We start from the raw sequence: 25,825 nt of genomic DNA on the forward strand, positions 1-25,825 counted from the left end.
ATAAAGCAAGAGAAGGGCTCCGAACATAGGAAATTTGTAGAGGATTGTAGAAGAAAGGCGGTTTTTTCCTGGGCGTAGAGGCGGTTTGATCGGGAAGTCTTGCAGCGGGGTTTCAGCAAAAATATGAAAAAACACCCGATGGCAAGAGATGCCGGGTGTTTTGGTTTTATTTCTGATTTTGACTTGTTTCGGTTTGCGCGACTTCAGGATTCACTTCTTTACGAACAGGCAGCTCTTCAGCTGAAGTATTGCCGCTGTTGCCGGTAGTTGCATCTTTGAACTCGCGAAACATTTTACCAAATCCACGACCAAGCTCAGGCAGTTTGTTAGGCCCGAACAGCAGAAGGGCGACGAGTGCAATCAAAATGATGTGCCAAGGAGAAAATGCTCCCATATCAGACACCTCCAACATTTCATTCAATTTCAACTTATTCTATCATACCATGTTCCCAGGATAAACTATACACCCTAATTATTACAAACCCATTAACTTTCAAGAAATTTGCAAAAAAAGACGCCCTTTAATGATAAAAGGCGTCTTTATGGTGTTCAGAAATGCTGAACTGTATAATTTCCATCACATCTTCTGCCGCGAGCGCCTCCAAACCGTATCGGAGAACGATCTCGGAATCGAGCTCATAGCTGGTTAGAAAAGGGTATAACTCAGGTGTTAATTTCATCACAATCCTGGATAACTTGACTGTCTCCACAAGCATCACCCTTCCCAATCATAAGATTAGAATAAGACCTAACGCCTGAATCATAAGGATGAACCAGAACTATATGAAATTACAATTCTTATTATAGCACAGTTTCACGGAGAAAGAAGGGACAGTTTTCACGTCTTTTCATTTATGTTTGCGGAATTCGCCGAGAACGCCGACTGTTTCCACAATATTGACAAAAGCTCTCGGGTCAACTTCTTTAATAATTCTTCGCAGTTCGACAAGCTCATACTTCGTTGTAACAGTCATCAGCATGTCATGCTGCTGCTTCGTAAAGGCGCCTTCGGTCTTGACCAAAGTGACGCCGCGGGGGATCTGCATCAACCGCTGCAGCAGCTCCTCCTTCTGTTTGGTGACGATGAACGCTGTCACTTTCACGTGGCTGATATGTATCATATCGACAACTTTTCCGCTGATGAAGATAGCCAGCATGGAGAAGAGGGCGAGATCCCAGTTCTGCTTATAGTAGCCGAGGATGAAAATGACAAAGCCGTTCAAGCCGGAGAGCACGGTGCCAAGCGGAAAATCATAGCGTCTGGTCAGAATGGAACCGACGATGTCGAAGCCGGCCGTAGAGCCGCCGATACGCAGAGTAATGCCGCTGCCGATCCCGATCAGCACGCCGCCGAAGACCGCGCCCAGCATGGGTTCCTTGGCCACGACACTGGTAGGAATAATCTGCATCATCCATACCGTTAATAACACAGAGAGAACGCTGATGATGATGAATCTTCGTCCTAATTTGATCAAGCCCCAAAACAAAAGCGGTAAATTAAAGATAAAATAAAGAAAACTGATATCCCAATTCGTAAAATAGCCGATAATCATGGCAATTCCGGAGACACCGCCGCTAAGCAGCTGGTGCGGAATCAGGAACATGTTGAAGCCAACCGCGACGAGCAGTGCGCCAACTAGCGTAACAAGGACGTCTAGCGCGTGTTTCAAACCCAATCACCTCTAAAATAGTATGCAGCATAATGCCAGTATAATTCATTCTTACAAAAGTTCAACCATTATTTAACCGCCGTTCAATAGTGCACCGCGCCGAAATGATAAACAGCAAAAAAGCCAAACCCTGCGAAGGGCCTGGCTATGGCTATCATGTAATCATTTGATGATCAGCGTCGCTTGAATGAGCCTGAGCGCGTGCTCGTGCTCGGCTTGCTGCCGGACGGTTTGGTCACCTTGCTTGGCGTGGAGCCGTCATTGCGGCGGGTCGTGGAACTGCTGCCCGTATTCGGAGTGCCCGTTCCGCTGTTGAAGTTCCCCGTCCGGTTGGACGTTGTCGGCGCCTTGTCCTTCGCAGGCGGAGCGGTAGCCGTTCCACTGCCGGAGCTGTAAGCCGGTGTTCGCGTGTAGCCTCTGTAATCGTAATTCGTCCGATTGTTAAACCAGCTGCCGCCGAAGATGGATTGAAGCAGGGAGGCGGTCAGAAACCCTTGCAGGAACGAAGAATCATAATGGCTTCGTGCATATTGAATGCTGTCAATCTGAACAAGTGTATTGCTGTTTTCCTTGGGATCCTTCTGAATATTGATGACCTTATCGTCATAGAGCAAGAACATTTGGTCTTCCGAGTCTTTGCTCTTTTCTTTCGGCGGTTCTTGCGCGGCCAGCTCAGTTGCAACCGTAGGGACATTCTTGCCTTCGACGGAATAAACCTTGGACAGATTGCTCCCATTCCCGTCAACACTTACCAAGGGATATTGGTTTTTGATATAACTGGCAGCGTCAGCGCCACAGGCGGTCAGCAGGGAAAGGATCAATAGGAAAGCGAGCCATGGTGTCCATCTTTTCACCGGGGTATGCCTCCTTCCGTGCTTCATTACATTCTATGCGTGATCTGGCTATATGCAGTACACAGGCAGCTGGGGGACTTTACGATTTCAAAAATTTGATCTGGCTGCCCAGAGTGCGTTCGCCTTCAAGCGCCACAAACTTGCCGTCTTGCCACTGCAGGAAGAAAAAACGGTTGTCGGGGCCGAAATAACGCCAGAACGTGATTTCGTCTCCGCTGCGGAAATCGGTATTTCCTTCGACGCGGGTTGTATCGTTGCGGTAGTTTTCCAATTCGAATGTGGTTTCGCCATCCAGCTCTAACCGCGATGGAACGTCATTCGGATCGTCCAGAGACCCTTCAATAAAGCTGCAGATGAAGCAGTCATAGGTTCGCCCTTTTTCGACAATTAAACACTGAATGTTTTTTCCGCTTTGCAAATAATAAGCATATCGGTGAGGGGCGAAGCCGCGGTCAAAATAAATTACTTTACCGGAGATCACATACTCCTCTAAGTCTACGTTGACAATATCTCCAACTTGCGCTTCTTCAAGCGGATTGCCTGCAGGAGCAGTGTTTGTTTCCTGTTTTTGACTGCGCAGAATATTGCTGACTCGTTTGAAAATGGACATAAAAAACTCTCCTCTATTCCATATGTCGTTCTTCTTTCTTATACGTTAGAGTATGCATTAGGTTTCGTTCTCATTTGGGATATAAGCCCTCTGGAAATATGAGTATGAACTGTGCTATAATATTCGAGATATTCTTAAGGGCGGCCGGTTGGATCATGAATGATGTGTTTATGCATTCCACTAAGAAACTATAGATAACGGATAGGAAGTCGTACTTAAGGGTAAAAAAGATACAAGGCATTAGCCTGCCCTGTACAAAAGGAGATTGAATAGATTGAAAACATTTCAAGAATTTGGTTTAGAGCCAAAGGTTCTACGCGCAATTACGGAGATGGGCTTTGAAGAGTCCACGCCGATTCAGGAGAAAACAATTCCGCTGGCAATGGAAGGCCGCGATTTGATTGGGCAAGCACAAACAGGTACGGGTAAAACAGCCGCTTTCGGTATTCCGTTGGTTAACAAAATCAACATTGCGGAAGAGCGCATCTCCGCTCTCATCATGTGCCCGACACGTGAGTTGGCGATTCAGGTAGCTGAAGAGATTGAGAAACTGGGCCGCTTCAAGGGTATCCGTTCCCTGCCGATCTATGGCGGACAGGATATCGTAAAACAAATCCGCGCTCTTAAGAAGAAACCACAAATTATCATTGGTACGCCCGGACGTCTCCTTGACCATATCAACCGTAAGACGATTAAATTGGACGATGTAAGAACGGTAATTTTGGACGAAGCTGACGAGATGCTGGATATGGGCTTCATGGAAGATATCCAATCCATTCTTAGCCTAGTTCCGGAAGAGCGTCATACGATGCTGTTCTCCGCTACAATGCCGGCTAATATCCAGAAGCTGGCACAACAGTTCCTGAGCAATCCAGAGCATGTGTCCGTGATCCCGAAACAAATCAGCGCACCGTTGATTGATCAAGCATACATCGAATTGCATGAAAAGCAGAAATTCGAAGCGCTTAGCCGTTTGCTGGACATGGAAGCACCTGAACTGGCAATCATCTTCGGCCGTACGAAGCGCAGAGTCGATGAGCTGGCTGAAGCTTTGCAAAAGAGAGGCTATGCGGCTGAAGGCTTGCACGGCGACCTTTCGCAAAATCAACGTGACAACGTAATGAGAAAATTCCGTGACGGCAGCATCGACGTGCTCGTAGCTACGGACGTAGCTGCACGCGGTCTGGACGTTTCCGGCGTAACACACGTTATTAACTTCGACCTTCCGCAAGATCCGGAAAGCTACGTGCACCGTATCGGTCGTACAGGCCGCGCAGGTAAAGAAGGTACAGCTTGGACGTTCGTGACGCCAAGAGAGATCGATCACCTGCACTTCATCGAGAAAGTAACGCGTCACCGCATCAACAAGAAGCCACTGCCAAGCTTGGCTGAGGCGATTGAAGGCAAGCAAAAAATGACGGCAGAGCGCATTCTGGACGTTATGCAAAATGAAACGCATGCCGAGTTCAAAGGTCTAGCAATCCAAATGCTGGAGCAGTACGATTCCGTGAATCTGCTTGCTGCGGCAATGAAGCTGCTGACTGGCGAGAAGAAAGAAGTCGAAATCGAACTTACACCGGAAGAGCCAATCCGTGCAAGAAAGAAAAAATTCGACGTTCGCAGCTCTGGCCGACGTGTTGGCGGCGGCGGTGGCTACGGCAACTCCGGAGAGCGCAGATATGACCGCGACCGTCAAGGCGGCGGCGGATATGGCAACAACTCCGGTTCCCGTTACCCGCGTAAAGACGGCGGCAGAGAGTACGGCTCCAGAGACGGCGAAGGACGCAGCTCTTCGAACCGCAACCGCGAGTACGGCAATGGCGGCAACCGTGACCGTTCGAGAGCGCCTCGCAAGAATGAAGAGACCCTTGTAAATAAATAAGCATGAAATAGAGGCGAAGATCCGGAGGATCTTCGCCTTCTGTTCAAATTATGATGATGTTTGGATTATTATCAGATCATGAAAGAGCTAGTAATGATGACAAGCAGAATAAAAAGGACAAGAATCGCACCTGCGGATGTTCCAATTGCGGACATGATATCAACCTCCTGCGCTCGGAATCGGAAATGATTCCTTTTGTTGATACTATCTTATGGGAATATGCCCTATGTGGACTAGACGTCTACCTATATGTTCAAAAATAGGCTATAATGAAGCCATATGCTCATTGTCATGCAAAGCCAGTTTTGCTAAGGCAAGCGAAGGAGGACACTGTTTTGGAGTTTAGAGGAGTAATGGGAGGACTTTACAAAATATCAGAATGGATCATGCGGTTATCCGTAATCAATCTTCTCTGGATATTGTGCTCCATACCGGTTTTCTTTTTTGGATTTATGGGATTAGTAAGTCCCACGCCTGACGCATTTAAGTCCATGCTGCCGATCATTGCAGTTTTGACACCGTTTACTTTATTCCCGGCGACGGGGGCTATGTTTACCGTAGCGAGAAAATGGGTGACAGGCGAAGAGGACGTACCGCTGCTAAAAACGTTTTTCCGCGGTTATAAAGAGAACTATTTGCAAAGTATGGTTGGCGGATTGATTTTCGTTATCATTTTTGTCATCATTACGGTGAATTACTTCTTTTACGTGAAACAGGGAAGCACACTGAAAGTATTGGCAATCTTGTTCATTGCTTTCACGGTCATTGTCACGATTGCGCTATTTAACTTTTTCTCCATTATGGTGCATCTGCATATGAAGGTGCTGCAGATTGTTAAAAACTCAATCCTGATTACAATCGGCAATCCGATCAATTCCATCGTCATGCTGCTCTGTAACGGAGCGATCTTGTATATTTGCTTGACGAAGTTCAATTTCTTCCTGGTTGTTTTCTTCATGGGCAGCATCGTGGCCACGTTCTCCTTCTGGCAGTTCAACCGCAGCTTTACGAAGATCCAGATGAAGCAGCAAGAGCTGGAAGAGAAAGAACAGCAGCGGCTCGCTGAAGCGGAGGCGGAGGAAACCGCGAATAATGAACAGGCTGAAGAAGTAGTGGACAAGCATAATTTAGAAGAAAATGAGAAGAATAGAGACTAGACCTCTGATACAACGACTTCCAGTTGAAAACATACGAGGACGGCTCTATAATAAATAATACAAAAGAATCCTGCGATGTTCGTTTCGGTTTTAAGTTGTTTTGAACCAATGACTGTTTCTAGGGAGACCTATATCGAAGCACAGCTGACATGCCCTCGAAAAGGGACCTCAAAAGTGCTTCTGCGGACGCCCACCTGCGAGAGCGGGTTTGAAACACCAAAACCGGACGGCATAGGCGGGTTTCTTTGCGTTTATTCACGTATGTCCAAGTGAACTTACTTACACCTAGACCAACGCTGAACTTTCACACAGGCTCTTCTAGCAGCCCGCACGGGAGAGACGGGCGGAAATGCCGTATACCGGTCGGCGGTGAAGCAGAAGGAGTCTAGAGCGGGATATAAGCGAAGAGGAGCCAAGCACAATGAAAGTGCTTGGCTCCTTTTTATGTTGTCGCCACCGCTGCGGGAAGCAGGCTTGTGCAAGCGGATTTAGGCTTGCCCAGCCAGATCGCTAAGCTGGTGGAACGTAGCTTGCAGAGTGCCGTACAGGCTGCGGTAGATTTGATAGTAAGCTTCGTATTTCTGGTGGTTGTCTGCGTTCGGCTCCACACGGTCGACGACTTGGATCCACTTCTCGCAGAGCGCGGTGATATCCTCACCCAGCACGCCGGAAGCGGCCATGATCGCAGCGCCGTATGCAGGGCCATCCGTCGAGTTCACCGTGACGACCGGGATGCCGAAGATGTCGGCGATCATTTGCCGCCAGAAGAGGCTTCTGGCGCCTCCGCCGTTGACGCGCAGCTCGGTGACTTCGATGCCAGATTCCTGGATCAGCTGCATCGAATCCCGCAGGCCGAAGGTGATGCCTTCGAGCAGGGCACGCGTCAAGTGTGGCTTGCCATGACGCAGGTTGAGGCCAATGAAGCCGCCGCGCGCCTTCGGATCGGGATGCGGTGTCCGCTCGCCGGACAGGTAAGGCAGGAAGATCAAGCCTTCACTTCCTAGCGGAGCGGTCTCCGCGATGGACGTCAAGATTTCGTAGACGTCCTTGCCTTCCGCCTGCGCACGCGCCAGCTCTTCGTGCGCGAAGTGGTTGCGCCACCACTGGAACGAGCCGCCGGCGGCCAGCATCACACCCATACGGTGCCATTTGCCTGGCACGCCGTGGCAGAACGAATGAAGCCGGTACGCTTCATCGACTTGATAAGCGTCGTCGTGAACGAAGACGACGCCAGACGTGCCGAGCGCCACGGACGCGATGCCTTGGCGCACAACGCCGACGCCGACCGCGCCGCAAGCTTGGTCGCCGCCGCCGGCGACGACCGGCGTGCCTGCTGCGAGCCCGGTGAGGCTGGCGGCCTCCGGCAGCAGATGGCCGGCGACGTCGTTGGACTCGTACAGCGGCGGCAGCCACGCCATCGGGATGTCCAGCCGCTCGGCGACGGTCTGCGACCAGCGACGGTTCGCGACGTCAAGCAGCAGTGTGCCGCTGGCGTCGGCCATGTCCATGCCGAGCGCCCCCGTCAGGCGCAGCCTGACGTAGTCCTTCGGCAGCAGCAGGTGCCGAACGCGCTCGTAGTTCTCCGGCTCATGCTGCCGGAGCCAAACCACTTTAGGCGCTGTGAAGCCTGTGAGCGCCTTATTGCCTGTGAGTCGGCCGAGCTCTTCTTTGCCTACGGCCGACTCAATGTAAGCGCACTGCTCCGCGGTGCGCTGATCGCACCACAAGAGCGCAGGACGGATGACCTGCTGCGCTTCGTCCAGGAACACCGACCCGTGCATCTGGCCGGAGAAGCCAATACCGGCGACTTCTTCGCCGCTGACGCCGGTTTTGTCCAGCAAGGCACGAATGCCTTGTACCGTGCCGTTCCACCAATCTTCGGGATGCTGTTCCGCCCATCCCGGGTGCGGTTGCTGCAGCGGATACTCCACGCTGTGGCTGCCGATGACGCGGCCTGTATCGTCGACGAGAATGCATTTAACCGCAGAAGTTCCTAAATCCAATCCCATGAAATAAGTCATGTTGGTTCACCCTTTATACGTTTAATGGACTTATCTTTGTTTGTTTATTGAATATACAAAGATTACACCTCAACTATATTCGCAGTCAAGAACCGAATTCCTCCTTTTTGCATATCATTTATTTAAGATTCAAGCCCATTTCATGCCACTGGATGCCGCCGTGTGCCGAAGAGGAGGGCGATACATAATGAAACCCGTGTTTCTCATAAAAACCGATCAAGAACGATTCGCACATGAGGACGATTTGCTGCAATTGATCAGCTTTGGCTTGTTGAATCACACGCGTAAGCAAAGCGGAGGCGAGGCCTTGGCGCTGGAATTCGGGGTGAACCGCAATGGTTAAGATGCAAAAGTTAGCGCCGTTAGCCGCGAAATCTGCGGTTTGTTTAATGCTGTCATCAGCTAGGTGAACGTGATCCAATCTGACGCCATTGGTGACGCCGACAATTCGTCCGTCGTCCGTTTCAGCCACTAAGAAATAAAGGCCGAAAGTTTGCAATCTGAACTTGAATGCTTCAGCGGAAGCTGCGGCTTCCGGGGGATAAACCTGATTTTCAATGGCGTAGGCTTGAGCACATTCTTGCTCCGTCAAAGCTTGGCGAATCGTTATCATCTGTACAAAACTCCTTGCGTTTAAGTTTTTCCCTAGGGAAACATATTTCCGTATGCACATAACTGTTTACCACTAGCATAATATAATGTAGTGTAGTATACTTACAATAAAGTTTCCCCAGCACAACATTATTGGATAGGCGAAAGAAGGGATAACAATATGGAAGTGGCATACAAAGAACAGAAACAAAAAGAAAGCGGCTGGAGAAAAAGCGCCACAATGCCCAGCTTGCCGGAAGTTCATGAGAGTCTGCATGTACCGAAAAAAGCTGGATTCTTTCGCAAACTTCTCGCATTTATCGGACCTGGCTATCTCGTCGCAGTCGGCTATATGGACCCAGGCAACTGGGCTACGGATTTGGCCGGCGGCTCCCAATTCGGATATACGCTCTTATCTGTTATTTTAATTTCGAATCTGATGGCTATTCTCCTGCAAGCCTTGTCAGGCCGTTTAGGCATTGTAACCGGCAGAGACTTGGCTCAGGCATGCCGGGACCATTACAGCAAACCGGTCTCATTCATGCTCTGGATCCTCTGCGAGCTGGCGATTGCTGCCTGTGATTTGGCGGAAATTATCGGGGCTGCGATTGCGCTGAATTTGCTGTTCGGTCTGCCTCTTATCTACGGGGTCATGCTAACCGCCTTGGATGTGCTTCTGGTCTTGATGCTGCAAAAGAAAGGCTTCCGTTATATCGAAGCGATGGTCATCAGCTTGATTGCGCTCATTACAGTTTGCTTTGTTTTTGAACTTATTTTTTCCCAACCTAACTTCAAAGAAGTAGCGGCAGGCTTCATTCCGACAACGCAAATTGTTACCAATCCCGCGATGTTGTACATTGCGCTCGGTATTCTTGGCGCGACTGTCATGCCGCATAATCTATATCTGCATTCTTCCATCGTGCAGACTCGTCAATACGAGCGGACTGTGGAAGGCAAACGTTCGGCGATCAAATTCGCCACCATTGACTCCACCGTTGCATTAATGCTGGCCTTGTTCGTTAATGCGGCGATCCTCATCCTGTCAGCCGCGGCATTCCATTCCGCCGGCCAAGAAGTGGCGGAGATTCAAGACGCCTACAAACTGCTTGGTCCGATGGTTGGCACAGGAGTTGCGAGTATTTTGTTCGGTGTAGCTTTGCTCGCCTCCGGTCAAAACTCGACGCTCACAGGCACGCTGGCCGGTCAGATTGTAATGGAGGGTTTCCTGAACATCCGGCTGTCTCCATGGCTGCGCCGCCTAATTACCCGGCTAATCGCGATTGTGCCTGCGGTCATTGTGATCGGGATTTACGGTGAAAGAGGAGCGACAGATTTGCTCGTGCTCAGCCAAGTGATTTTGTCCTTGCAGCTGTCCTTTGCGGTCATTCCGCTTGTGAAGTTCACTTCCGACCGCAAAAAAATGGGCGAGCTCGTCGCGCCTCGCTGGATGGTCGTGCTCAGCTGGATCGTAGCGGTCATTATTGCCTGCCTGAATGCATACTTGCTATACGGCACCATTTTCGGCTAATTGTATAGAAGATTACAAACAGGGGATGTTCGCGCATTCCCTGTTTTTTGCGGTTTCTGCACGGTTTCAGAGACCTGCTGGAGAAGCTCGTTTCATTTTCCCTCTTTTGCTCCGGGGTAATCAGTGGTAAGATAGGAAATAGTGTAGAATGGCAAGCGGTCTATGCGCTTCATTAAAGGGGGAACAGGCTTTTGCTAAAGAGAACTTTAATTGGATTGGTTCGGAGTCACGAGACGACCGGAGATAAAGCGAGAGATCCATTGCTTAAGACGAGGTACTATAAGCTGCCTAAAGATCAGGTGTGGGAAGAAGTTATCGCCGTTCTCAAAAAAACGCCGGGGTACAAGCTTCTTCATGAAGTTCAGAGTGTCGGTGAAATTCTCGCTGAACGCCGTACGATGACGGGGCGTACGCAAGACGTTACCTTGACGCTGTTTGGCATTAATCCGGTCAAAACTGCCGTCGACATCTATTCAGCTTCGCGTGGATCGATGGGAGATTTGGGATCGAATTACCGCACGATATTGGACATTTATAAACAATTGGACCGCAAGCTTGCGGCATATAAAATCGAAGGTTAAAAAAAACAGCAGGGAAGCTTGGCCTCCTTGCTGTTTTTATGTATATGCGCTGGATTACACGAGCGCTTTCACAGCTTCTACAGCTGCTTCGTAGTTCGGGTGGTTTGTCATCTCGCCCAGATACTCCACATATTGAATCGTATCGTTAGCATCGATAACAAAGATCGAACGCATATCGAGTTGGATTTCTTTAATCAGCACGCCGTAAGCTTCGCCGAAAGATTTAGTTTTGTAGTCGGACAGTGTAACGACTTTGTCGATACCAGCCGCACCGCACCAGCGGGATTGCGCGAAAGGAAGGTCCACACTGATTGTCAGGACAACAACGTTGTCGCCAAGCTTAGCAGCTTCTTCGTTGAAACGGCGAGTTTGCGCGTCGCAAACACCTGTGTCCAAGGAAGGAACAACGCTGATGAGCTTCACTTTGCCTGCATAATCAGCCAGGGAAACTTGGTTCATCAAGTCTTTGTTGACTGTGAAGTTAGGCGCTTTGTCTCCTACTTTAAGTTCTGGTCCTACCAGAGTGATTGGGTTGCCTTTAAGAGTAGCTACACCTGTACGTTCTTGAGCCATGGGTAGGGAATCCTCCTTTATTTTCATTGAAATTCTCAACTTTTCTATTATAAGCCTTTCGGGCTTGGGTTGTCCAATTGATACGGGATGGCTATAATAAAAGCGATAACATAATAGGTTCGCGTTCGTCGGACATAGATAAGCTGGGGGATTTAGACGCGTGGAGTTACGACAACTGCAGTACTTTGTGAAAGTCGCCAGAAAACAACATGTGACACAAGCCTCTGAGGAGCTTCATGTCGCGCAATCGGCGGTTAGCCGGCAAATTCATTTGCTGGAGGAAGAGCTTGGCGTAAGCTTGTTCGTGCAGAAGGGCCGCAATCTGCATTTGACATCAGTCGGGCACCTGTTCTTGAGCAGGGTGGAAGGCATTCTGACGGACTTGGAACGTGCTGTAGGGGAGATCCATGAGTTTCTGGATCCGGAAGCCGGCGAAATCCGCATCGGGTTTCCGCATAGTGTCGTCATTCATTTGCTGCCGGCTGTTGTGGCGGCTTTTAAGAAGGATCATCCGAACGTGAAGTTTAGGCTGCGCCAAGGCACCTATACAAGTTTGATCCGCGATGTGACGAAGGGAGAGATTGACCTGGCGTTCATTTCCCCATTTCCCGAGTCGCACGAACATGTATCGGGTGAAATTTTGCTCACTGAAGAGCTGTATGCAATATTGCCGCCTAATCATATTTTGGCTGAATATACATCGATAAGACTGGAGCAGCTGAAGCAGGAGCCTTTTGTCATGTTCAGCGAAGAATACACGCTTCGTTCGATCGTGATGGAAGCTTGCTTGAAGGCGGGCTTCGTACCGAAGATTGAGTTCGAAGGCGAAGAGACAGATACGGTTCGCGGCCTTGTTGCCGCAGGGATGGGCGTGAGCCTGCTGCCCGCCATGTCCTTGCTGGAAGGCGGCCAGATGCAGCCGGCAAAAGTTCGCGTCACGGATCCGCAGGTAACCCGGACGGTCGGGCTGATCAGCCGCAGCGGCGAGAAGCTGCCGCTTGTAGCCGAAGTGTTTCGCCGCTTCCTGCTCGAATATTTCCAATCGCTAAAATAAATAAAAGCTTTCCCTCAGCGTGCAGTAAGCACGATCTGAAGGAAAGCTTTTGTGTTTAATCATCGTTGTTCCGGCCGTTGAAAATCATAATGTACTTGAGAAGCTCGAGCACGGAGATTAAAGCTGCCGCGACGTAAGTAAGAGCTGCCGCATTCAGCACTTTCGCCACACCACGCTCTTCTTCATTGGTGATGAAGCCGTAAGAGACCATGAGCTCGCGGGCCCGAGAGCTGGCGTTGAACTCGACAGGCAGGGTAATAAGTTGGAACGCTACGGCTGCGGCAAAGAATAAGATACCGAGTCCGAGCAGCCAAGGGATTTGCTGGAAGAAGAAGCCGGCCAGAATCAGAATTGGCGCGACGCCGGACGCGAAGTTAACGACTGGAAACATCTGATGTCGCATAACGAGCATCGGATAATGAACCTTATGCTGAATCGCATGGCCAACCTCGTGGCAAGCAACGGAAACAGCGGAAATTGAGCTTTGATAAAAGACGGGCTCGGACAAGCGAACGGCTCTGGCCAGTGGGTCATAGTGGTCGGTCAGCGCGCCGGGAACAGGCTCAATAGGAATATCGTAGAGACCATTGGCATCCAGCATCCGTCTTGCGGCTTCTGCGCCTGTCATACCGGAGTAGATCGGAACCTCCGACCATTTGTTAAACGTTCCTCTTACACGAAACGAAGCCCACAAGGATAGTCCGAAAGCGATGATAATAAGAAAATCCATTGGGTGAAAAAACATCCTGCATTCCTCCGTATTTCATTATGAGAACGGATTTTTACCGAGAAGGACAATTAGCGCTTCGATACAGGCGGTTGTTGGATGTGTTAATAATTTATAAAGTTTCTTCAATTGATTCGGCTTAAGCTGTTGCATAATCGGACCAAGCTCTTTAGCTTCTTTGGCCACTTGTTCCAGATGAAGCTGAATTGATGTCAGCTTTTCTTTCACCGTATCATCATGAGTGACTTTATTCAGTTGCTGCAGATTCGCTTTGATCTCTTCTAAGGTATATTTCTCGTTCTTCATTGTTTCAATACGTTTCAACCTGTTAAAGGTTTCATCGCTGTACAAGCGATAGTTCTTATCTGATCTCTTCTCAGGCTCGATCAAGCCTAACTTCGTGTAATAATCAATGGTTCGAGGACTGACATCGGCCAGTTTCGCTAATTCTCCGATTTTATACAGCTTTCCATTCCCCATGCTTACTCACCTCTACCCATGCTTTAAAAAAGTTCTTCTACTTAATATGATACTTGATCGCAAACCGTACAGTCAAACGTAACACTTGTCCAAAACATGAAACATTTAAATAAGAAAAACGAGCGAAAACCTTACATCTATGTTGCGAAACACGAATTATGCCTGTTCGATGTAAGGTTATTTTTCGTTTTTATCGAAAATTTAACAGAAATCCTATTGTCAAACCTAGGTGCCATGTATATAATGACATTAAGAGTTTCATTAAATGTTATAAAAACTAACATTAAGGGAAGTGGTCGTATGGTTAAGAAGTTTATGTTAGCTTTTGGAATCATGGCATTATTGTTTCCTACTCTTGCCTTTGCTGCTGACGATGCAACAGTACCTCAGCTCCAAAGCGCCATTGACGCTGTATGGGTCATGTTGGCGGCAATCCTCGTTATTTTCATGCAAGCAGGCTTTGCGCTTCTGGAAGCAGGTTCCACTCGGATGAAGAATGCCGGTCACGTTGCCGGTAAAACGATTCTCACCTTCGGCTTATGCGCGATCGCTTTCTGGGCGGTGGGCTTCGGCTTCGCCTTCGGCGACGGCAACGCGTTCTTCGGGGAAACGGGCTTCTTCGTTTCCGGCTTGGAAGACCAAGCAAAAGCAGCGTTCGGCTCCTTGTCTTTCTCCGATGTGCCAATCGGCATCAAGTTCTTGTTCCAATTAGCTTTTGCAGGCGTATCCTTGGCGATTGCTTGGGGCGGCTTCGCAGAACGGGCTAAACTTCCTGTTTACTTCATCTTCGGCATCTTGTTCACGGTTGTCATTTATCCTATCGTAGCTCACTGGGTATGGGGCGGCGGTTGGTTGAGCAAATTGGGCATGCAGGATTTTGCGGGCTCCACGGTTGTTCACTTGCAAGGCGCAACGGCAGCGCTTGTCGCAACGATCTTGTTGAAACCGCGGATCGGCAAATATAATAAAGATAAAACGCCTAACCTGATTCCAGGTCACAACCAAGTATTGTCTGTACTCGGCGTTATCATCCTTTGGATCGGTTGGTTCGGTTTCAACCCAGGTAGTACGTTAAGTGCTATGGGCGACGGGTTCTTCGGTTATATTGCTTTGACGACGAACATGGCTGCGGCAGCAGGCGGTGTAGCTGCACTGATCATTTCCTGGATGTACTTTGGCAAAGCGGATATTCCTAGCATGTTGAACGGTGTTCTTGCAGCATTGGTTGCTATTACGGCGGCTTGCGCCTTCGTAGACACTTGGGCGGCTATCGTTATCGGGGCAGTGGCAGGTATCGTTACCTTCTTCACGGCACAATGGTTTGAAAAAGCAGGTATCGACGATCCGATCTATGCTTTCTCTGTACACGGTATTGCCGGTATTTGGGGAACGCTCTCCACAGGCTTGTTCGCGACACCGGAACTGTCGGCAAAAGTTGGCGTCGGCGGCGCAGGGTTGTTCTACGGCGGCGGTCTTCACCAATTAGGCGTTCAAGCGCTTGGCGTGTTCGGCGCGTTGGCCTTCGTTCTTGTTCTTTCCTTTATTATCTTGGGCATCATGAAAGCGACCGTTGGTCTGCGTGTAACAGAAGAAGAAGAAATCATCGGTCTGGACTTGTCCGAACACGGTTCTTATGGATATCCGGAGCAAATGAAAAAAGCTGCGCAATCATCCAATAACGTGACCGTCTGATTGTAGGCGAACGCGTTCTAAATGAGCGAAGGGGATGCAACATGAAACATCTCGCCATCAAAGAAATCTTGGCCCGCATTCATCAAGCCGGACAATTCGATGAACTGCGTGTAACCAGGGATCAGGTGCATGAGATGTTTCGGGAGCATCTCCTTTTCGCCTATTCTGCTGAGTTTGCGCGCGATATCAATACAATTCACGACAGTTTGATTCAAAGAACGATCGCGCTGGCAGAGCAACAGCTCGAAGCCCGCGGCATGGGCAGGCCGCCGGCGCCGTATGCGTTTATGCTGTTCGGCAGCGGTGGGCGAAGTGAACAGACGCTATGGAGCGATCAGGACAACGGGCTGATCTATGAGGAGCCGGGCGACTGTTCGGGTGAGGCGTCGGCGCTGTATTTTGCCGAGTTAGTGGGATGCATTCTGCAAGGACTTGAAGTGCTGGGTTACCCGCCTTGCCAAGGGAATGTCGTATCCAGCAATCCGCAATGGCGCAAAACTCTATCATCATATATGGAAATGATGCATGTTTGGTTCGCTGAGCCGAATTGGGAAAATGTCCGTTATCTGCTCATTTTGGCTGATATGCGCTGCATTTACGGGGCGCCGCATTTAGTAGAGCGCTTAAAGGAAGAGATGATCACATACATCCAGCAGCACGGCGAAATTCTGCCATTTTTGCTGTCTAATACGCTGCATCACAAAATTACTCTTGGCGTGTTCGGACAGCTGATCAAGGAGCGGTATGGCGAGGACGCCGGTGGGTTTGATATTAAGTATGGTGCTTATATACCCATCGTGAATGGCATTCGTCTGCTGTCGCTGCAAGCCGGCATTGCTGCTTCTTCCACGTTGCAGCGGCTGGTACTGCTCAAGGAAGGTGGGTTCGTCGCTGAACCGCTGATAGACAGATGGCGGCAAGCTTTTGAAATCACCTTAAGATTAAGAGATAGCACGCCTTTTCAAGTTGAAGAGGGCATGTATACGACGAGAAGTAAGCTAAGTGCCGAGCAGTTGACCAAAGAGCGCCGAGCATCGTTAAAGTTCGCTTTGCGTGTCGGGATGGACTTGCAAAAGTATGTGAAAAAGTCGCTTGAATCCAAGGAAGGGAACCAGAGAGAAAAAAGGTAGTGTTCGAAGGGGAATTCATCGAGGGAGGAGGCGCTTGGCATGAAAGACATGCGTCCGGCGGGTCGGATGTGGCATTTGTACAAAATGGGCGGGCTTACGCCGGCTATTACCTCGATGTTTGATGCGCAGAGTGCGCAGCAGATGGCGTTTATTCGCTCGATGCTGAAGGAGCAGCGTAAACATTCGTTATTTGACATTCCGCTTCATTCGATGGAGCTGGTCGTATTCGATTTGGAGACGACGGGATTCTCGCCTTATAATGGAGACGAAATTATTTCCTTCGGTGCGGTATCGGTAATCGGCGGCGAAATAAAGCGGGATCAAACGTTTTACAGCGTGGTGAATCCCAAGCGCAACATACCTGACGATATCGTCGAGTTGACGGGGATCACAAATGAAATGGCGGCCGATGCGCCGGAATTGATTCATGTGCTCCGCGGCTTCCTGGAATTCGTGCAGCAGAAAGTGCTGGTGGCGCATGCCACGGGTCATGATAAAAATTTTCTCAATGCCGCGCTCTGGCGCACATCCAAAGTGAGCCTCTCACACCGCGTGCTGGACACGATGATGATTGCCAAATGGCTGATGCCAAGGCGCAGAAATTTGAGCCTGGATGCGCTGTTGGAGGAATACGAGATTCCAGTGACGCAGCGGCACCATGCGCTGGAGGACTCGTTGATGACAGCCCAGCTGTGGTCCAAATTCATGGAAGAAATCAAATCGCGGGAAGTCGATACTTTAGGCGATTTGTATGCTTTATTAAGCCATCACTGACAGATCACAAACGGCAGTTTGCGATATGCGGTCAGAGGGGCTTTTTTTATTTCATAGATGTGCAAAGAAGGTGCCTCAGGAAAGAGGAGAGACAGTATCCAGTGTGAGGGGGTGGTGTGCCACTCCGTATTCAAATCTTGGAAGGATGGAATCGGAGGCGCGTCAGGGTGAGAGTGGAAAATGCCGATCACATGCAGACTGGGATCCGTTAGGACGGGAATCAAATCCGTGGGATTCATCGTGAAATGCCGCGCAGGATTGGACGAGCTATTGCGAATGGAAATGAAACGGTCAGCCTGAATTTCAGTCTTACCGTTGAACGAACCCGTGATGAAGCCGCAAGCCTCATGAGGCATGTGCTTTCTGCTATACACAGTCAACTCATGGAATAATGCGCTCGGTAGATAAATGGTCATGAGATTCAGCTCCCTGCGTCTGAAGTCGGATGATGTCATTATATAAGTTCTGGTTATAAAAAAACAGATTCCGAGTGGAATCTGTCAGTTGACTTTGCCTTGCGGCTTAATTAAGAAAAAGACAAGCGCTAATGTGATCAACGATAAGGAAGAGACGGTGATGAAAATCGCTTTATGGGAAATGTTCATAAGCCAGCCGAATAGCGGAGGGCCGAAGGCGACCCCGATGAACCGGAGGCTGTTGTAGAGCGATGTGATCATGCCGCGCTGCTCGCGCTCCACGGAGCCGGTAATCATCGTATTGAGGCATGGCAGCAGCAAGCCTGTGCCGATTCCACTTAACGTTAACAGTCCGATAAAGATATATAAGTTGTTACTGAGAAATATCGTTAACCCGAGGGCGACGGTCATCAGAATCAGGCCGATGTTCATCAGCCAGCGCATTAAGGTGCCGTTCTTCTTAATGAGCGCACCGGTTGTATACGCCGTGATGACTTGCCCTAAAAGGGGGATGGCTAATACAAGCCCTTTTTTGACGCCATCGATGTTGTACGGTTCTTTTTCGAGAATTTGCGATAAATAAAACAGTACGCCAAACAGAATGAACAGTGCCAGCGATCCCGCGAAAAACGAGGTGATCAGCCAGCGGCCTTTTTCTTTAAGAATGGTGCCGATTTGGGAAATATAAGCTTTCAGCGCTTGCGGCTCTTTCTGTTTCTTCGGTTCTTTAATGATGAAAATGACGGCGAGCAGCGCAAGCAAGCAAAATACCGGGAAGGCGAAAAATGGGGCGAACCAAACGAGCAAGGCTAATAACGAGCCTAAGATTGGGCTTAGCACTTTGCCGGAGCCATTGGAGGCTTCGATTAAGCCTAGCGCCTTGCTTTCTGTGCCGCCTTTGTACAGGTCGCCGACGAGCGCCATCGCGATCGGGGCTGTCCCTGCGGCTCCTAAGCCCTGAATCGCCCGCGAAATAATGAGAATGGTGTAGGAGTTCCATATGGCTCCAAAACCGGCTAGCACGCCGGCAGCTCCATAGATGATCAGCGATGGAATGATGACGGCTTTACGCGAGAAGCGGTCGGACAAATAACCTGAAATCGGAATGATCAAGCCAGCCGTAATTGAAAACAAGGTGATAACCAAGCTGCTTTGGAAGCGAGAAATCCCCATTCGCTCCTGCATATCAGGTAAAATTGGCACAAGCATCGAATTGCCCAGCACCAGCACCATGGGAATTGTGGCGATCGCGATGAAAGTCCATAGATGTCCTTTGGTGCCTTCCTCCTGCTTGCTGTCCGCTTTGTTTTTTGATTGCTGACGCTGAGGCTGCTCGTCGGGCACTTCGCTTTCAAAGACAATTTGCAGTCGTCTTCTACTTTTCGTTTTCTCCATCCTTCGGCTCCTTTTCACAGCATGAGTACTGTTAATGTCCCCTGCTACAGCCGCTGCATACTTCGGATGGCTCGACAGATGTTGGAATTTTGCCGGAATTGGAGATAATATAGAAAAGTGGAGGTGCGAAGATTGAAAAGAAATGTGATCATCCTGGCTGTCATTGTCCTGCTTGCGGGATTTGCTGTCTATCAAAATAGCGATCGTGTCCATAAAGCGGCAGCCTTGCCTACGGAACAAGCGCCTCAAGCGAATTTCCTGGCGCCTGCTTTTACGTTAACGGGGCTTGATGGTAAAGAATATACAATTGGTGGTCCCAGAGACAAGCCGCTGCTCGTCAATTTCTGGGCATCGTGGTGCGGTCCTTGCGCGCAGGAAGCGCCTGATCTGGTCAACACGTACAAGAAGTACGAAGGGCAATTTGACCTTTATGCCGTTAACGTCACGCCAGGCGATAAAATGGACAATATTAAGAAGTTCGTCGATGACTATAAATATCCGTTTCCGGTGCTGCTCGATAAAAAAGGAGAGAACGCCGAGACCTATAAGGTCATTGCCATCCCAACAAGTTTTTTGATTGATAAAAACGGCGTCATTCGCGAAGTGATCCATGTGCTTTCGCCGCGCGAGCTTGATAAGAAGGTCGCCAATCTCATCCAAGCAAAATGAAAAAAAAGCTGCCGGACAGCAGAGGCTGTTACCGTGCAGCTTTGTTGTTTTAATGATTGACTAAGCCGAGCCGTTCTTGTTGTTCTCTGGCTGCCGGCTCTACGCGGGTTCTGCCAAGCAGCGCATAGCGTAAGCTATCGACCAGTGCGTACCAGCTTGCTTCGATGATATTGCTGGAGACGCCGAGCGTGTTCCAAGAGTGGTTGAAGTCCGTCGTCTCCATCAATACCCGAACTTTACCGGCTGTGGCGTCTTTCTCGTCAAGCACGCGCACTTTGTAGTCAGTTAGATGGGCTTGCTGGATGTCCGGGTAGTACTGGAGCAGCGCTTTGCGCAGCGCGTTATCGAGAGCGTTGACAGGCCCGTTGCCTTCTGCCGCGGTGTAGATCGTTTCCCCGTGAACTTTAACTTTAACAATCGCTTCCGAGACGACTGCGCGGTTCGCGGTTTTTTCCACGATCATTTTAAACGATTCCAGCGTGAAAATCTCTTCCAAGCCTTCGAACGTCTCGCGCAGCAGCAGCTCGAGCGACGCATCCGCGCCTTCGAACTGGTAGCCTTGGTGCTCCAGATCTTTGATCTTCTCGATAATTTCCTTCGTCTTTTGCGGCTCGTTGGCGAAATCGAGATTCAGCTCTTGCGCTTTGACCAGCACATTGCTTTGTCCCGCCAATTCAGAGACAAGCACGCGCTGCTTGTTGCCTACTAATTCAGGCGCGATGTGCTCGTACGTGCTGGCATCCTTCAGGATGGCGGAGACGTGAATGCCGCCTTTGTGCGCGAAGGCCGCGTTGCCGACGTAAGGCTGGTTCACCGGCATATGTGAATTCGCGATTTCACTCACATACCGCGATACTTGCGTTAACGATGCTAACTGCGCTTCCGAAATGACATTATAATGAAGCTTTAATTGAAGGTTGGGAATGATGGAGCTCAGATTGGCATTCCCGCAGCGCTCGCCGTAGCCGTTAATGGTGCCTTGCACCTGTCCGGCGCCTGCCTGCACCGCAGCCAAGCTGTTGGCGACGCCAAGCTCGCAGTCATTGTGGGCATGAATGCCTACCGGCGTGCTGATGTTTTCTTTGACCGCCTTTACGATCGAAGAAATCTCACCTGGCAGCGATCCGCCATTGGTGTCGCACAGGACGATCCAGTCAGCGCCGGCATCCTGGGCTTTGCGAATCGTTTGCAGCGCGTAGTCCGAATTGTTCTTAAAGCCATCGAAGAAATGCTCTGCGTCATAGATGACTTCCAATCCCTTGCTTTTTAAATAACGGACGGAATCGTAAATCATCGCCAAATTTTCTTCAAGTGTCGTTTGGATCGCCGTATGCACGTGGAAATCCCAAGATTTACCAAATATTGTGGCGACCTTCACGCCGGAATCGATCAGTCGGTTGAGATTGATGTCGTCCTCTGCGCGGATATCCTTCCGTCTGGTGCTTCCGAACGCTGTAATCTTGGCATTAGCAAATTTCATATCACGTACACGATCGAAAAATTCAATATCTTTGCTGTTGCTGCCCGGCCATCCGCCTTCAATATAATGAACCCCTAGCTCATCGAGCTTACGGGCAATTTTGATTTTATCCTCGACGGATAAGCTGATGCCTTCTCCTTGAGTTCCGTCGCGCAGCGTAGTATCGAAGATTTTGACTGATGTTGGCATGGTTTTCCTCCTTCAGAAGCTCGCAAATTGGCCGTTAACGTTATTCATTGATGTGAGTGAGCGCGCTTTAAAGCGTTAATGTATAATTTACGATTATAACATAGTTCTTGAATTATGGACATCATAACGCAAAAATACGTTTGCCTCAAAGCCTATTTTTTCGTATGCTGAAATTGCCTTCTTATAGAAGGCTATTATTCGTGAGGAAGGTGAAGGATGTCTGTTCAAAATTATTACCCAAAGCAAGGCAGAGTCATCCTTCATATTGACATGAATGCCTTCTACTGTTCCGTACATGAAGCGGTGGAGCCGCACTTGTATAAAGGGAAGCCGCTGGCCGTCGCCGGCAGCGTTGAGCTTCGTAAAGGCATCATCGTGACCTCCTCGTATGTGGCCCGCAGCATGGGCATCAAGACCGGCATGCAGGTACGACAGGCGCTGCGCATATGCCCGGATCTGATTTTGATCCGTCCTGATTTTGATTTATACCGCGACTTCTCGCGGCGCTTTATGAAGATTGCTTATAGTTATTCACCGATGGTCGAATCGATGTCAATCGATGAATGCTATGTAGATATAACAGGCTCCAAGCAATTCGGAACACCGATGGAAATCGCCACGCAAATTCAAAATCGGATTATGGATGAGCTCCATTTGCCATGCTCGATCGGCGTTGCGCCGAATAAGCTGCTGGCGAAGATGGGCTCGGATATGAAGAAACCGAACGGCATTACCGTAGTGCGCTTACGCGATGTGCCCAGCTTGTTCTGGGATAAGCCGTGCAATGAGCTGTACGGAATTGGCAGGAAGACAGCCGATAAACTAAAGAAGCTGAACATCTATACGCTGGGGCAGCTGGCGAAAGGGGATGAGCGGCTCCTGACCAAACATTTTGGCATTATGGGAGCGCATCTCAAGCAAGCCGCGAACGGTATTGACCATTCGGTCGTCAATCCCGAGCAGGAGCAGAGCAAGTCGATTGGCCATACTACGACACTGCCGAATGATGTAACCAGCAAGAAAGAAGTGTATCGCGTGTTTCTGAATTTGGCCGATCAAGTGGCGCGGCGGCTGCGCAGGCAAAAGTTAATGTCGGCGACTGTGCAAATAACAATTCGCGATCCGGAGATGCGCACGATCACACGTTCGGTGACTTTGCAGACGCCGACGGAGCATCTCGATGATATTTATCATACAGCCTGTGGTCTCTATGATCATCACTGGGAGGAAGGCGAGCCGATCCGGCTGCTGGGCATCACGCTGCAAAATTTATCCGCCAAAGAAGATACCGCCATTCAACTCGATTTATTCGACTATGAGAAGCAGCCGAAGCGGGATCAGCTGAACCGAATTATGGATGAGCTGCGCGATAAATTCGGCGAGAATGCGATATTGACGGCCGGCATGATGGGCGACGACCCGTCTGCACTGATCCGTAATCATAAAACGCGGGGGACTTCGCTGCAGATGGATCATTTAAAACATAACCCGATTCACCGGGAAGAATAGGATGTCATAGAAAATAGGGGAGTTGGATCATGGCCTACTGTATGGGGTTCGCAGGCTTTTCCGATAGCGGCAAAACGACTTTGATCGTGAAGGTTCTTGAAGAGCTGCGGCGTCGGGGTCACCGTGTCGCTGTATTAAAGCATGACGGACATGGGCATTATAAAGAGGCGGAAGGCGCTGACTCCACAGCTTTCGTTGAAGCTGGAGCGGACGCGGTCGTCACGATTTCCCCGAATGGCGTACATCGCTATGAGAAGAAAGAGGCTCCGGATCTGCAGGAGCAGTTGGCCGAACTGGCCCATTATGACCTGGTGCTAATCGAAGGTTTTAAGAAGGATAAGCATCCAAAGGTCGCTGTTTTTCGTACAATAGAACAAAGCCGTATCTTGGAAGAGCTGGACCCGGCACCGATCGGCATTATAACGGAGCTGGCGTTTGAATCCGGAGGAATTCCTGTATTTAGGCCCGATGAGCCCCAAGCAATCAGCGAATTCGTCGAATTTTGTTCAAAGGCTCGTCAATATTAAGGTTTGAACTTTACAAGCATTTATATTATATTTTACATGAGGATATCTTGAGGAGGAGTACAAAGATGGCAAAGTATACGTTTGTTGATAAAGAGACCTGCATCGCTTGCGGCGCATGCGGAGCAACTGCCCCTGACATCTATGATTACGACGATGAGGGCTTGGCTGAAGTTATTTTCGACGGTGATGGTAATAAAGGGGTAACTGAAATTCCTGAAGATCTGTACGATGATCTGCAGGATGCACAAGATGGCTGCCCAACTGACTCCATCAAAGTGGCAGATTCACCTTTCAACTAATCAAAATCAGTTCCTGATTTTGTGACAATCGAAAATGTCGAAAGAGCTCATTTCCTGCATGGGAATGGGCTCTTTTTTTGTTCGATGATGTCAAATCGCGCAACATTTTCATTGCCAATTCATAGATGACCATTCTACAATGAAGCTAGTAAAAGTGCGGGAGGAAACTATGGGCAAGAAGTGGCTGCAACCTTTAGCAGCAGGCCTCGTGATCATGCTGGTAGCCATATATTGTTACACGGTGAGCGCGAACGGCTTGTTTTATTTTATTGAAAACCCACTGCAAGACAACATGCGCAAAGCCAAAACGCTCGATGAGCGGCAGCCTGACGATCGGATCAAAATTGTCAAAATCGATCAGCACTCCCTCGACGCCATTGGTAAGTTCCCTTGGGACCGGGCGGTATATGCACAAGTCATAGAGAAGCTGGAGCAGTCGGGAGCCGCGGCGATCGGCATCGACGTGGTCATGGCTGAGCCCTCCAAAAACTCCGCGGATGATTTAGCGCTGGCTGATGTTCTGGCTAAATACCACAATGTCATCCTGCCTGTTCAATTCAATTATCCCCCCAAGCAGCAGGTTGGCGATCTTATTCCGGAGAAGATTGACTATCCGTCGCCTACGCTAAGCGCGAATCCAAAGCAGATGGCTCATATCAACGTCTTCGTGGATAAAGACGGCAAAGCGCGCAAACTGCCTCTTGGTTTGCCGGATGAGAAAGGGCAATACGTGCCTGCTTTCAGTGTTGCGCTGGCTAATCTTATGCTGAACGATGGCGATAAGGTCATACGAAATGAGGCTAACGGACAATGGATGCGCGGATCGGCGGCAATCCCGGCGGACGGACGCAATCAGGTCACGACGGAGTTCTATACGAAGCCCAGACAGCAGATGGATGCGGAAACCGGTTATGAGACTTTATCGTTCGTCGATGTGCTGGAGAGCGCTAAGCCACTGCCGTTGCAAGGGGCGATTGTACTGGTCGGTCCGTACGTGACGGGCATGCTCGATGAATATCCAACACCGGTCAGTGCGGTGAAAATGTTCGGAATTGAGATTCACGCCAATATGATTCAGACGCTGCTGGAAGGCAAGTATTACCGCGAGGCTGGCAAGCCCGCTGGCATCGGGATCATTCTACTAGTATCCCTAGCGGCAATGTATATTTTTAATAGATTCAAAGGTAGAACTGCGCTATTATTTTTTATTGGCTTATTTGTTTTATACGGTGTCGTATGGATCGTGCTGTATATGGTTTGCTCCTGGTTAGCGCCGCTTGTCTATCCGCAGTTTGCGCTGGCGGCGGTCTACATATGGTCAATTGTGAGCCACTATCTGGACGAACGCAAAGAGCGCAACCGGGTAACCGGGATCTTCGGCCGCTTCGTATCGAAGAGCGTTGTCGATGAACTGCTGCAATCCGGCGAAGAGGTGAAGTTGGGCGGCAGCCGTAAAGATATCACACTTATTTTCGTTGATATCCGCGGGTTTACGCCGATGTCGGAGCGCCTCGAACCCGAGCAGGTCATTCAAGTGCTGAATGAATATTTGGATGTGTGCACGAAGGCGATTTTTAAGTTTAGTGGAACGCTCGATAAGTTTATCGGCGATGGTGTCATGGCGATGTTCGGCGCCCCGATTGCCTACGATGACCATCCGGAAATGGCGGTGCGTGCCGCCATTGAAATGAAATCGCAAGCGAACCTGCTGGAGCAAAAATTGATTGAAAAGTACGGCATCGGTGTCAAGTTCGGACTTGGCATTAATAGTGGGCCGGCGGTCGTCGGCAACATCGGATCTGAGGCGTTGAGACTGGATTATACGGCCATCGGCGATACCGTGAACTTAGCCGCTAGACTGGAATCCAATGCTAAGCCGGGCCAAATTTTGATCAGTGAGCATACATATGCGCGGGTGAAAGATCTGTTTGCGATCGAACCTGTCGGAGAAATCAAAGTCAAAGGAAAAGAACTGCCGGTTATGGTTTATGAAGTGATCGGGAACTTGTCTTGAGAT

The 25,825-nt window shown here is 49.6% G+C and carries 27 protein-coding genes and 1 other RNA gene; 14 read left to right on the forward strand and 14 right to left on the reverse strand.

The window, feature by feature from the left end; all coding sequences use genetic code 11:
- Window positions 1-166: 166 nt before the first annotated feature.
- The 5 genes from tatA to O9139_RS13825 all read right to left on the reverse strand — a co-directional run bounded on the left by tatA (window position 167) and on the right by O9139_RS13825 (window position 3,134).
- Window positions 167-394 (reverse strand): twin-arginine translocase TatA/TatE family subunit, encoded by a 228-nt coding sequence (gene tatA / locus O9139_RS13805; RefSeq protein ID WP_270880061.1) that lies wholly within the window; start codon window positions 392-394, stop codon window positions 167-169.
- A 127-nt stretch (window positions 395-521) separates the two neighbouring features.
- Complete coding sequence (locus O9139_RS13810) at window positions 522-716, reverse strand: hypothetical protein (RefSeq protein WP_270880062.1); 195 nt, start codon at window positions 714-716, stop codon at window positions 522-524.
- Window positions 717-848: 132 nt separating this feature from the next.
- Entirely contained in the window at window positions 849-1,670 is an 822-nt protein-coding gene (locus tag O9139_RS13815) for a YitT family protein (protein WP_270880063.1), read from the reverse strand.
- A 173-nt stretch (window positions 1,671-1,843) separates the two neighbouring features.
- Window positions 1,844-2,524: a DUF4247 domain-containing protein gene (locus tag O9139_RS13820; RefSeq protein ID WP_270880064.1), complete on the reverse strand. Its 681-nt coding sequence runs from the start codon at window positions 2,522-2,524 to the stop codon at window positions 1,844-1,846.
- A 79-nt stretch (window positions 2,525-2,603) separates the two neighbouring features.
- Window positions 2,604-3,134: a DUF4178 domain-containing protein gene (locus tag O9139_RS13825; protein ID WP_270880065.1), complete on the reverse strand. Its 531-nt coding sequence runs from the start codon at window positions 3,132-3,134 to the stop codon at window positions 2,604-2,606.
- A gap of 274 nt (window positions 3,135-3,408) precedes the next feature.
- Here O9139_RS13825 and O9139_RS13830 point away from each other — a divergent pair, with 274 nt between their 5' ends.
- On the forward strand, window positions 3,409-5,016 hold the full coding sequence (locus O9139_RS13830) for a DEAD/DEAH box helicase (RefSeq protein WP_270880066.1): 1,608 nt from the start codon (window positions 3,409-3,411) through the stop codon (window positions 5,014-5,016).
- Between the two features lie 71 nt (window positions 5,017-5,087).
- Here the strand turns inward: O9139_RS13830 and O9139_RS13835 are convergent, their stop codons facing one another.
- Window positions 5,088-5,171 carry a YjcZ family sporulation protein gene (locus O9139_RS13835; RefSeq protein WP_270880137.1) on the reverse strand — a complete coding sequence of 28 codons (84 nt, stop codon included), beginning with the start codon at window positions 5,169-5,171 and terminating at the stop codon, window positions 5,088-5,090.
- A gap of 180 nt (window positions 5,172-5,351) precedes the next feature.
- Here O9139_RS13835 and O9139_RS13840 point away from each other — a divergent pair, with 180 nt between their 5' ends.
- Together O9139_RS13840 and ssrS are read left to right on the forward strand one after the other, a co-directional pair.
- A complete protein-coding gene (locus O9139_RS13840; RefSeq protein ID WP_270880067.1) occupies window positions 5,352-6,173 on the forward strand; it encodes a YesL family protein in 822 nt (273 codons plus the stop codon).
- 64 nt (window positions 6,174-6,237) lie between these two features.
- Window positions 6,238-6,419: non-coding RNA, 6S RNA (gene ssrS / locus O9139_RS13845), on the forward strand.
- 242 nt (window positions 6,420-6,661) lie between these two features.
- Here the strand turns inward: ssrS and xylB are convergent.
- Window positions 6,662-8,194: a xylulokinase gene (xylB, locus tag O9139_RS13850; RefSeq protein WP_270880068.1), complete on the reverse strand. Its 1,533-nt coding sequence runs from the start codon at window positions 8,192-8,194 to the stop codon at window positions 6,662-6,664.
- A 118-nt stretch (window positions 8,195-8,312) separates the two neighbouring features.
- Window positions 8,313-8,807 (reverse strand): GNAT family N-acetyltransferase, encoded by a 495-nt coding sequence (locus O9139_RS13855; protein ID WP_270880069.1) that lies wholly within the window; start codon window positions 8,805-8,807, stop codon window positions 8,313-8,315.
- A 159-nt stretch (window positions 8,808-8,966) separates the two neighbouring features.
- On the opposite strand from O9139_RS13855, the gene O9139_RS13860 reads away from it, so the two are divergent.
- On the forward strand, window positions 8,967-10,313 hold the full coding sequence (locus tag O9139_RS13860) for an Nramp family divalent metal transporter (RefSeq protein ID WP_270880070.1): 1,347 nt from the start codon (window positions 8,967-8,969) through the stop codon (window positions 10,311-10,313).
- A 191-nt stretch (window positions 10,314-10,504) separates the two neighbouring features.
- Window positions 10,505-10,894, forward strand: a complete 390-nt coding sequence (locus O9139_RS13865) for a DUF1499 domain-containing protein (protein ID WP_270880071.1) — start codon at window positions 10,505-10,507, stop codon at window positions 10,892-10,894.
- A 54-nt stretch (window positions 10,895-10,948) separates the two neighbouring features.
- On the opposite strand, the gene tpx is transcribed toward O9139_RS13865, so the two are convergent.
- Window positions 10,949-11,467, reverse strand: coding sequence for a thiol peroxidase (tpx, locus tag O9139_RS13870; RefSeq protein WP_270880072.1), 519 nt, complete (start codon window positions 11,465-11,467; stop codon window positions 10,949-10,951).
- Window positions 11,468-11,627: 160 nt separating this feature from the next.
- On the opposite strand from tpx, the gene O9139_RS13875 reads away from it, so the two are divergent.
- Complete coding sequence (locus tag O9139_RS13875) at window positions 11,628-12,521, forward strand: LysR family transcriptional regulator (RefSeq protein ID WP_270880073.1); 894 nt, start codon at window positions 11,628-11,630, stop codon at window positions 12,519-12,521.
- A gap of 55 nt (window positions 12,522-12,576) precedes the next feature.
- Here O9139_RS13875 and O9139_RS13880 read toward each other — a convergent pair whose 3' ends face one another.
- Window positions 12,577-13,266, reverse strand: coding sequence for a zinc metallopeptidase (locus tag O9139_RS13880; RefSeq protein ID WP_270880074.1), 690 nt, complete (start codon window positions 13,264-13,266; stop codon window positions 12,577-12,579).
- Between the two features lie 21 nt (window positions 13,267-13,287).
- A complete protein-coding gene (locus O9139_RS13885) occupies window positions 13,288-13,728 on the reverse strand; it encodes a MerR family transcriptional regulator (protein ID WP_270880075.1) in 441 nt (146 codons plus the stop codon).
- Between the two features lie 300 nt (window positions 13,729-14,028).
- Between O9139_RS13885 and O9139_RS13890 the strand changes: the two genes are divergently transcribed.
- From O9139_RS13890 to O9139_RS13900, 3 genes are read left to right on the forward strand one after another with little or no spacing between them, the layout of a single operon-like run.
- Window positions 14,029-15,420 carry an ammonium transporter gene (locus tag O9139_RS13890; RefSeq protein ID WP_270880076.1) on the forward strand — a complete coding sequence of 464 codons (1,392 nt, stop codon included), beginning with the start codon at window positions 14,029-14,031 and terminating at the stop codon, window positions 15,418-15,420.
- Window positions 15,421-15,461: 41 nt separating this feature from the next.
- Window positions 15,462-16,550 carry a DUF294 nucleotidyltransferase-like domain-containing protein gene (locus tag O9139_RS13895; protein WP_270880077.1) on the forward strand — a complete coding sequence of 363 codons (1,089 nt, stop codon included), beginning with the start codon at window positions 15,462-15,464 and terminating at the stop codon, window positions 16,548-16,550.
- A gap of 39 nt (window positions 16,551-16,589) precedes the next feature.
- On the forward strand, window positions 16,590-17,324 hold the full coding sequence (locus tag O9139_RS13900) for an exonuclease domain-containing protein (protein WP_270880078.1): 735 nt from the start codon (window positions 16,590-16,592) through the stop codon (window positions 17,322-17,324).
- Here O9139_RS13900 and O9139_RS13905 read toward each other — a convergent pair.
- Together O9139_RS13905 and O9139_RS13910 are read right to left on the reverse strand one after the other, a co-directional pair.
- Window positions 17,318-17,740, reverse strand: coding sequence for a Mov34/MPN/PAD-1 family protein (locus O9139_RS13905; protein ID WP_270880079.1), 423 nt, complete (start codon window positions 17,738-17,740; stop codon window positions 17,318-17,320). The two genes, O9139_RS13900 and O9139_RS13905, sit on opposite strands and share 7 nt — an antisense overlap.
- Before the next feature lie 84 nt (window positions 17,741-17,824).
- Entirely contained in the window at window positions 17,825-19,135 is a 1,311-nt protein-coding gene (locus O9139_RS13910; protein WP_270880080.1) for an MFS transporter, read from the reverse strand.
- A gap of 132 nt (window positions 19,136-19,267) precedes the next feature.
- Between O9139_RS13910 and O9139_RS13915 the strand changes: the two genes are divergently transcribed.
- Window positions 19,268-19,804 (forward strand): TlpA disulfide reductase family protein, encoded by a 537-nt coding sequence (locus O9139_RS13915; RefSeq protein ID WP_270880081.1) that lies wholly within the window; start codon window positions 19,268-19,270, stop codon window positions 19,802-19,804.
- 49 nt (window positions 19,805-19,853) lie between these two features.
- Here O9139_RS13915 and cimA read toward each other — a convergent pair whose 3' ends face one another.
- Window positions 19,854-21,473, reverse strand: coding sequence for a citramalate synthase (cimA, locus tag O9139_RS13920; RefSeq protein ID WP_270880082.1), 1,620 nt, complete (start codon window positions 21,471-21,473; stop codon window positions 19,854-19,856).
- A 216-nt stretch (window positions 21,474-21,689) separates the two neighbouring features.
- On the opposite strand from cimA, the gene O9139_RS13925 reads away from it, so the two are divergent.
- The 4 genes from O9139_RS13925 (at window position 21,690) to O9139_RS13940 (ending at window position 25,822) form a co-directional block, all read left to right on the forward strand.
- Window positions 21,690-22,982, forward strand: a complete 1,293-nt coding sequence (locus O9139_RS13925) for a DNA polymerase IV (protein WP_270880083.1) — start codon at window positions 21,690-21,692, stop codon at window positions 22,980-22,982.
- A 29-nt stretch (window positions 22,983-23,011) separates the two neighbouring features.
- The gene (gene mobB / locus O9139_RS13930; RefSeq protein ID WP_270880084.1) at window positions 23,012-23,509 is read left to right on the forward strand and encodes a molybdopterin-guanine dinucleotide biosynthesis protein B; all 498 of its coding nucleotides are present in this window, start codon (window positions 23,012-23,014) and stop codon (window positions 23,507-23,509) included.
- 65 nt (window positions 23,510-23,574) lie between these two features.
- On the forward strand, window positions 23,575-23,808 hold the full coding sequence (locus tag O9139_RS13935; protein ID WP_188174906.1) for a ferredoxin: 234 nt from the start codon (window positions 23,575-23,577) through the stop codon (window positions 23,806-23,808).
- Between the two features lie 169 nt (window positions 23,809-23,977).
- A complete protein-coding gene (locus tag O9139_RS13940) occupies window positions 23,978-25,822 on the forward strand; it encodes a CHASE2 domain-containing protein (RefSeq protein ID WP_270880085.1) in 1,845 nt (614 codons plus the stop codon).
- The last annotated feature ends 3 nt before the right edge of the window (window positions 25,823-25,825 follow it).

The sequence above is a fragment of the Paenibacillus aestuarii genome (genome assembly GCF_027789125.1).
Classification (GTDB): domain Bacteria; phylum Bacillota; class Bacilli; order Paenibacillales; family NBRC-103111; genus Paenibacillus_E; species Paenibacillus_E aestuarii.